Annotated in this window: 6 protein-coding genes; all 6 read left to right on the top strand. The window is 62.4% G+C overall.

The window, feature by feature from the left end; all coding sequences use genetic code 11:
• The first annotated feature begins 181 nt into the window (after window positions 1-181).
• Window positions 182-520, top strand: coding sequence for a hypothetical protein (locus ACFCU0_RS13640; RefSeq protein WP_434974232.1), 339 nt, complete (start codon window positions 182-184; stop codon window positions 518-520).
• A 288-nt stretch (window positions 521-808) separates the two neighbouring features.
• Complete coding sequence (locus tag ACFCU0_RS13635) at window positions 809-1213, top strand: MerC domain-containing protein (RefSeq protein WP_434974231.1); 405 nt, start codon at window positions 809-811, stop codon at window positions 1211-1213.
• A gap of 44 nt (window positions 1214-1257) precedes the next feature.
• Entirely contained in the window at window positions 1258-2463 is a 1206-nt protein-coding gene (locus tag ACFCU0_RS13630) for a GTP-binding protein (protein ID WP_434974230.1), read from the top strand.
• A gap of 69 nt (window positions 2464-2532) precedes the next feature.
• The gene (locus ACFCU0_RS13625) at window positions 2533-4995 is read left to right on the top strand and encodes a TonB-dependent receptor (protein WP_434974229.1); all 2463 of its coding nucleotides are present in this window, start codon (window positions 2533-2535) and stop codon (window positions 4993-4995) included.
• A 208-nt stretch (window positions 4996-5203) separates the two neighbouring features.
• Window positions 5204-5803, top strand: a complete 600-nt coding sequence (locus ACFCU0_RS13620; protein WP_434974228.1) for a phosphoribosyl-AMP cyclohydrolase — start codon at window positions 5204-5206, stop codon at window positions 5801-5803.
• Window positions 5804-6140: 337 nt separating this feature from the next.
• A partial coding sequence (locus ACFCU0_RS13615; protein ID WP_434974227.1) for an NAD(P)/FAD-dependent oxidoreductase occupies window positions 6141-6901 on the top strand: 761 nt, incomplete at its 3' end.

The raw sequence follows: 6901 nt of genomic DNA, 5'->3' as shown, positions 1-6901 counted from the left end.
CCGGCAGGATTCGAACCTGCGGATTCGATGCGATGGGCGACCCAGAGATCCGTCCCCGCCGGGGCATCCACCTCATTTCTGTTCTGTCCCTGGATCGGTTTCGGTCCGTCCGTGTGTATTACAGCACACACGCCGATTTACACCCGCCTTCTTTGTCTCCAGTTCGAGAATCCGTCCATTCATGAAACGACTGAACTTCACCCTCGACGACGACGCGGTATCCCTTCTGGAATCACTGGCAGATCGCTACTACCAGGGAAACAAATCACGGACGGTGCGCGCAGCGCTTGAAAGCCTTGCTTCTCATGCAGGGCATGATGGGTGGGTGATCACCGGATATTCGCCCGTGCGCCTCGAAGAGGAAGCTGCCTGCCACTCGTGTGGCATCGAGTATAGAGAAGGCGACGTGCTCTTCCGCCCCGTCTTCGAGCGTGGAGCGAGCCCCGACGCTCTCGATCACATTCCGTCGGAATCCTGGCTGGATTGCCCCACATGTGCAGAAGAACGCCCTACAGCTTGATGGACAAAACATCCAGGATGGACCCTGGTCGATCCGTAAGAACCTGTTTGGCGGGCGACCTGAGCGGCTGACACAACAGGCGCGAGCAGATGGGGACGAGGTGGAGCCGCGGTGTCCGTCTACCTCGACCGCAGCGACAGCCATCGGAATAAGGTGGGCCGAGCACCGCAATATGTGAAGAAGTCATGCGCTACGAGGTTCTAGCGGAATAACCCTTGCATGACCGCGGGCCAGGACATACGATTATACACACGATCATGTGTATAACTGGGTGTCCGCTCTCCCGCCATGCTCTCTGTGCAAATGCTTTCTCGCTGGCTCGACTGGGACCGCGTCGGCATCGGCCTGTCCGGGCTCTGTGCATTGCATTGCCTCGCGATGCCCGTGGCGCTGTCGCTCTTGCCGCTGTGGCCCACACTTCAAGCAGTACACACGTGGGTGCACCCGGTGCTTCTCACGCTCATGATACCGGTCCTCGTCGGCGCGCTCCACCGGGCCCGGAGCACGGGGCACGTCACAACGGCCGTATTGCTCGGGCTCGGCTTTCTCGTTCTCGTCGGTGCCTGGTGGGGGCATGACGTGTGGGGTGCCGCCGGCGAGCGCATCGGCACCGTCATGGGAAGCGCGCTCCTGATTGCCGGGCACATGCTCAACTGGCGCCGACATCGTGCATGCGGTCAACCTGCGTGCTAAATCGGCGCCGTCGTCGTTTCCCCTCCCCTTTTGTTGCTGGCACCATGCGTGGTAAACTCCCTGTCACCGTTCTCTCTGGCTACCTCGGCGCCGGGAAGACGACCCTCCTTCAGCACATTCTGCACAATGCCGACGGTCTGCGCGTGGCCGTGATCGTGAATGACATGGCCGACGTGAACATCGACGCGTCGCTCGTCGAGGAGCAGTCGGATCTTGTACAGGCTGAAGAAAACCTCGTCGAGATGTCGAACGGCTGCATCTGCTGCACGCTGCGGGAGGACCTGCTCGTTGAGGTCAAGAAGCTGGCCGACGCCGGGCGGTTCGATCACCTGGTCATTGAGTCGAGCGGCATCTCGGAGCCGTTGCCCGTGGCCGTGACGTTCGACCTGTCCGATGAGTTCGGGCACGCGCTCTCCGATGTTGCCGAAATCGACACGATGGTGACGGTCGTGGACGCCGACCGCTTCACGGACGATTTCAACTCGACGGACCTGCTCGCCGATCGAGACCAAGACACCGGGCCGGGGGATGAGCGCACCCTCGTGGACCTGCTCGTCGACCAGATCGAGTTTGCAAACGTCATTCTCCTCAACAAAACCGATCTCGTCAGCGAAAAGCGCGTCGCGTTTCTCACCGATGTGCTGCGCACGCTCAATCCCGACGCGACCATCATCCCCACGCAGCACTCGGAGGTTGCACTGGACCGGATTATCGGAACCGGCATGTTCGACTTCGACGCTGCGCAGCGCATGCCGGGGTGGATGAAAGAGCTCGAAGGTGAGCACGTCCCGGAAACCGAGGAGTACGGCATCACGAGCTTCACCTACCGGGCGCGGCGGCCGTTTCACCCACAGCGGTTCGGAGACTTTTTTCAGGGCAACTGGCCGGGCGTGATTCGCGCGAAGGGCTTCTTCTGGCTCGGCACACGCAGCGCCATCGTTGGCGAGATGTCGCAGGCAGGGCGCCTTCGCAATCACGAACCCGCGGGGTACTGGTGGGCGGCCATGCCAGAGGAACACTGGCCAGACGACCCCAAGCAGGAACAGCGCATCATGGACCGCTGGGACGACGACTACGGCGATCGCCGACAGGAGCTTGTCTTCATCGGCGTCGACATGGACGAGACCGATCTCCGGCGACGCCTTGATGCCTGCCTCATGTCCATTGATGAAGTGGAACGCTACCACGCCGATCCGGCATCCATCCCTGACGCATTTCCGGCCTGGGATCTCGACGGCGTCCCGGCCTGATCAGCCCTCTTTCTCGCCGGTCTGTTACTCGTTCGCATCGTCCTTTTTATCCCCCCTCCTGCCACCCCTATGGCTCTTCCATCGATTGTCGAACACATTGCGAGCACGCACCGTCTCGTGATCTGGACTCTTTCTCTTCTGTGCGTCGCCGCTCTGCTTGCGGATCCCGCAGTCGCGCAAAACCGAGGCGCCGTTGAAGGGCAGGTGACGACGCCGGACGGTGAGCCCCTTCCCGGCGTGCAGGTGGTGGACCCAGCATTACAGCGAGGGACCACGACGAACGCGGACGGCGAGTACACGATCACGGGCCTGCCGCTGGGTGAGCACATCATCGAGTTTCGGTTCGTCGGATACCAAACAGTCGCCCGAGAGGTCGTGCTGGAATCCGGTGAGGCCGAGGCGGTCGACGTCACCCTGAAGTCTCGGGTGCTGGAGACCGACGGGGTCACCGTCACCGGCACGGCCCGGGCGCGCTCCACTCTCCGCGCGCCCCAGGACGTCGATGTGATGGGCCCCGAGCAACTTCAGGTTAGCCGTAGCGCGGCGCTGGGCGACCTGCTCCGAGACAACGTCGACGGCGTCTCGTCCATCAAGACCGGCTCGCAGGCGGGCATTCCCGTCCTCCGCGGCCTCTCCGGCACGCGCGTTCTGTTACTCAAGGACGGCATCGGCCAGCAGTTCTACCAGTACGGCGTCCGCCACTTTCCGACGACCAACGCCAGCGAAGCCGAACGCATTGAGGTCGTCCGCGGCGCGAGCAGCATCCTCTACGGCTCCGACGCCCTCGGCGGCGCCATCAACGTGATCACGAAGCCCGCCCCCACCACCGACCAGGGGGCGCTCGATGTGGGCGGCACAGCCTCCACGCAGTATTACACCAACAACAACGAGCGCGCCGGGTCGCTCGACCTGCACGCCGCTCAAGGAAACATCGGATGGCGGGTGGGCGCCGAGCGGCGGATTGGCGGCAACTACCACACTCCGGATGCACCGACGTTTTTCCGTGAGAACCCGAACACGGGCACGTTTGGCGACCCGAAGTATACCGGCGAGATCCCGTTCACCAGTTTCGAGCAGTGGAGCACCTACGGCCAGGTGGGCATGCAGGGCGATTTCGGGACCGTGCAGCTTTACGGCGACTACTGGCAGAATGCGCACAACTTTATTCTGCCCACGGGCGGTCCGGACGACGACAACCCCGACAATCCACCTGTGGATGGGCTGGGGCAGAACCTGGAGCATAGCAACGTCGCCCTGAAAGGCAATCTGGTCGCAGGCGGGTTTGTCATCAAGCCGCGCCTGAGCTGGCAACGCTCCATCCGGCAGTCGGCCCCGGGATCAGGGGACGTCACGCTTCAGACGATTCGCGATAACGGCGGGCTTGGCGGGTTCGACTATGCGGTGGATCTGAAGACGGACATCTACACGGCACGCATGGAGGCCGCACATGCGGCGCTTGGCCCGATAAGCGGCACCGTCGGCGTCGAGGTGCAGCACCAGGACGCCGATACGCGCGGCTCGGTCGAACTCCAACCCTCGGCGGAGACGTGGAACGCCGGCGTATTTATCTTCGAAGACGTGGATCTCGATCCTGTGACGCTGTCGTTCGGCGGACGCTTCGACCTGCGCACCATCGACGCCGTGCCGAACGAGCGTACGACCGACCCCGACGCGCTGGAGAACACGTACACCACGCTCACCGGCGCCGTGGGTGCGAGCTACGCCTTCGGGGAGGGGCTGGCGGTGGCGACCAATCTCAGCTCCGGGTTTCGCGCGCCGACGGTCTTCGAGCTGTATACAAACGGCGTACACGGCGGGGTCGCGGCGTTTCAGGTCGGCGATCCGTCGCTCGACCCAGAGCGTTCGTACAGTGCGGACCTCTCGATGCGGGTACGGCGCGATCGCGTGACGGCGGAGGTGACCGGCTACGTCAACTCGATTTCCAATTACATCTACCTCGCGAACACGGGCGAAACACAGAACCCCGATGGGTCGGGGCTCCCGGTGTACCGAGCGACCCAGACCGATGCACTACTCTCAGGCATCGAGGCACAACTCGAGGTGAGCGTTCTCCCCTGGCTGCAAGCCGGAGGCAGCACAGCGATCGTGGAGGGAACGGGGGATGGCCTGGGCGAAGAGTCAGCCGATGAGGGCGATCTTCCGCTTCTCCCGGCCAATCGGTTCGGCGGCTTTCTGCGATGGGTACCGGCCGGAACGAACGTCATCACCAACCCGAGCCTGGAGCTATCGGCGAATCGTGTCTTGGACCAGGATGCTGCGGGACGCTTTGAGCCGTTCTCGCAGTTCGACGCCGGCTTCGGCCCGCCCTTCGGCACCGCCTCCACGCAGGCGTACACAACCGTCGATATCAACGCTCAAGGCACGTTCAACCAACTGGGCGTACCCGTCACCGTGTCGGTCCGTGTTCGCAACCTGCTCGACGAAACCTACCGCGACTTCCTCGACACCTATAAGGGCTATACACTCTCTCCGGGGCGCGACGTGCAGTTCAGCCTGTCGACATCATTTTAACGGCGTGCTTCGCTCGGGACGAGTCGGGCGACTGGCGTATTTCTATCACCACTGCAAACGATACACCCGACCTTGTACGCGGTGCAACCTTCGTGTATGAGGCAGGTCACGGCGGACGTCATACAGGCCGGACAAACTCTACAGTGAACGGTCGTTCGATCCGCCTGCAAGAGGTTCTATTTCGACAAACCCAAGTTCGGATATTCCCATGAAAAAGCATCTTGTGGTTCTTGTTCTAGCTACGTTCAGTGTTGCTTTCGTTGCATGCAGCGATGCTGATTCCACGGCCCAAGCGGACGACTCCGCCCCCACGACCCAAGCCAGTGAGTCCGCCCCGGCGGCGATCACTCAGCAAGAGGTGGCCTCTGCACAACAGGCATGGGGGGAAGGCATCGTTGAAATTGGCGAGGCCTACACAGAGGACGGAAACTACCGCGAGGTGGCAGCCGACCACGTCCGCGAGTTCTACGCCTACGACAGCGACGCAACCGTTCTCTTTAAGCCCACCCTCGCCGCCGAAGACCAGTTCCGAGGCGACTTCGACGAGGCACTGAGCTATTTCGTGGGAACAGAAGGCAGCGAGGATAAGGGGTTTGCTATCGCCCCCTACACCGATGTGCGCTGGGAAAACGAGGGCACCGTCATTGACAGCGACGGCGACATGGCCATGGCAATGGGCAACTACTTCTTCACCGGTACCGACGGCAATGAGACCAAGGTGGAGTACTCGTTTGGCTACATCAAGGATGAGGACGGAAACCTGAAAATCGCTCTCCATCACAGCTCCCTCCCCTACTCCCCGAATTGACGGAGCGTAGACACCCGGTGAGGGTGCTGTACATGTAAAGCAAACAGATCGACGCACGTCTGAGGAGCCTGGTGCTGCAAGGGGGGCATCAGGCTTCTTTATTTTGCCCAAGAATGCCACGGCTACGGATACATTCAGGCCGCACAACGCGATCGACTCAGACCAACCCCGAATGGGGATGTCGATAGCCGTATCTCAAGAGAGCGTGTTTCGAAGGGAAGCAGAAAGATAGACGTTGAGGACAACCAGCTTGATACACACTGTGGTAAGTATTAATGTGTGTCATAGTTCAGTTCCTCGTCCGCTCACTCAGCACCCATATTCGAGGGGGTTCGCCATGACGACCGACGTGCTGATCGTCGGCGCCGGTCCTGCTGGTCTGACCGCTGCCCTTGTTCTTGCCCGCGCCGGGCGTGATGTCCTCGTCCTTGACGGCGGGCCGGGCCGGAATGCGCCCGCCGCGCACAGCCACAATGTGTTCACGCGCGAAGGCGCCTCGCCTACAGAGCTGCGCCGGATCGGTCGCACGCAGGCCGAGAGTTACGGCGCGCGTTTTTTGGAGCGAGAAGCGGTGCACGCCGATGCCGATAAAGACGGCGTCCGCGTTCAACTGTCGGACGGGACCGAGATAGAGACACGACGGCTCCTCCTCGCCACAGGCGTTGAGGACCTCTTACCCGACCTTTCTGGGGTGGCCGAGGCGTGGGGCGAGACGATCGTCCACTGCCCGTACTGCCACGGCTTCGAGCTGAGGGGGCGTCCGACGGCCGTGCTCGGCGTCGGTGAGAAGGGCGTTCATCTCTCCGGCCTCCTCCTCGGCTGGACGGATCGCGTCACACTCTGCTGCGGTCCCGGCGGCGTCTCAGGCGATGAGCGCCAGCGGCTCGGAGACATCGGCGTGGCCGTGGACGAGCGGCCCGTTGCTGCGCTCGACGTTGAGGGGCGCATCGTCCGCGCCGTCGTGTTCGAAGACAGTAGCCAGATCGATGCCACGGCCGTCTACATCCAGCCCGACCAGCGTCCACGGGGTCCGCTCCCCGATGCACTCAAACTGGAGCGCACCGAAGCCGGACACGTTTGGGTGGACGAATTCATGCG

The organism is Longibacter sp. (genome assembly GCF_051155795.1).
In the GTDB taxonomy this organism is placed as follows: Bacteria; Bacteroidota; Rhodothermia; order Rhodothermales; family Salinibacteraceae; genus Longibacter.
The sequence above is the reverse complement of the archived record's forward strand: the minus strand, read 5'-3'. Positions and strand labels throughout refer to the sequence as shown.

Excerpts from the sequence above, each read along its gene's own strand:
- ACFCU0_RS13620 (WP_434974228.1), top strand. The coding sequence starts at position 5,204 with ATGAAAAAGCATCTTGTGGTTCTTGTTCTAGCTACGTTCAGTGTTGCT.
- ACFCU0_RS13640 (WP_434974232.1), top strand. The coding sequence starts at position 182 with ATGAAACGACTGAACTTCACCCTCGACGACGACGCGGTATCCCTTCTG.
- ACFCU0_RS13635 (WP_434974231.1), top strand. The coding sequence starts at position 809 with ATGCTCTCTGTGCAAATGCTTTCTCGCTGGCTCGACTGGGACCGCGTC.
- ACFCU0_RS13630 (WP_434974230.1), top strand. The coding sequence starts at position 1,258 with ATGCGTGGTAAACTCCCTGTCACCGTTCTCTCTGGCTACCTCGGCGCC.
- ACFCU0_RS13625 (WP_434974229.1), top strand. The coding sequence starts at position 2,533 with ATGGCTCTTCCATCGATTGTCGAACACATTGCGAGCACGCACCGTCTC.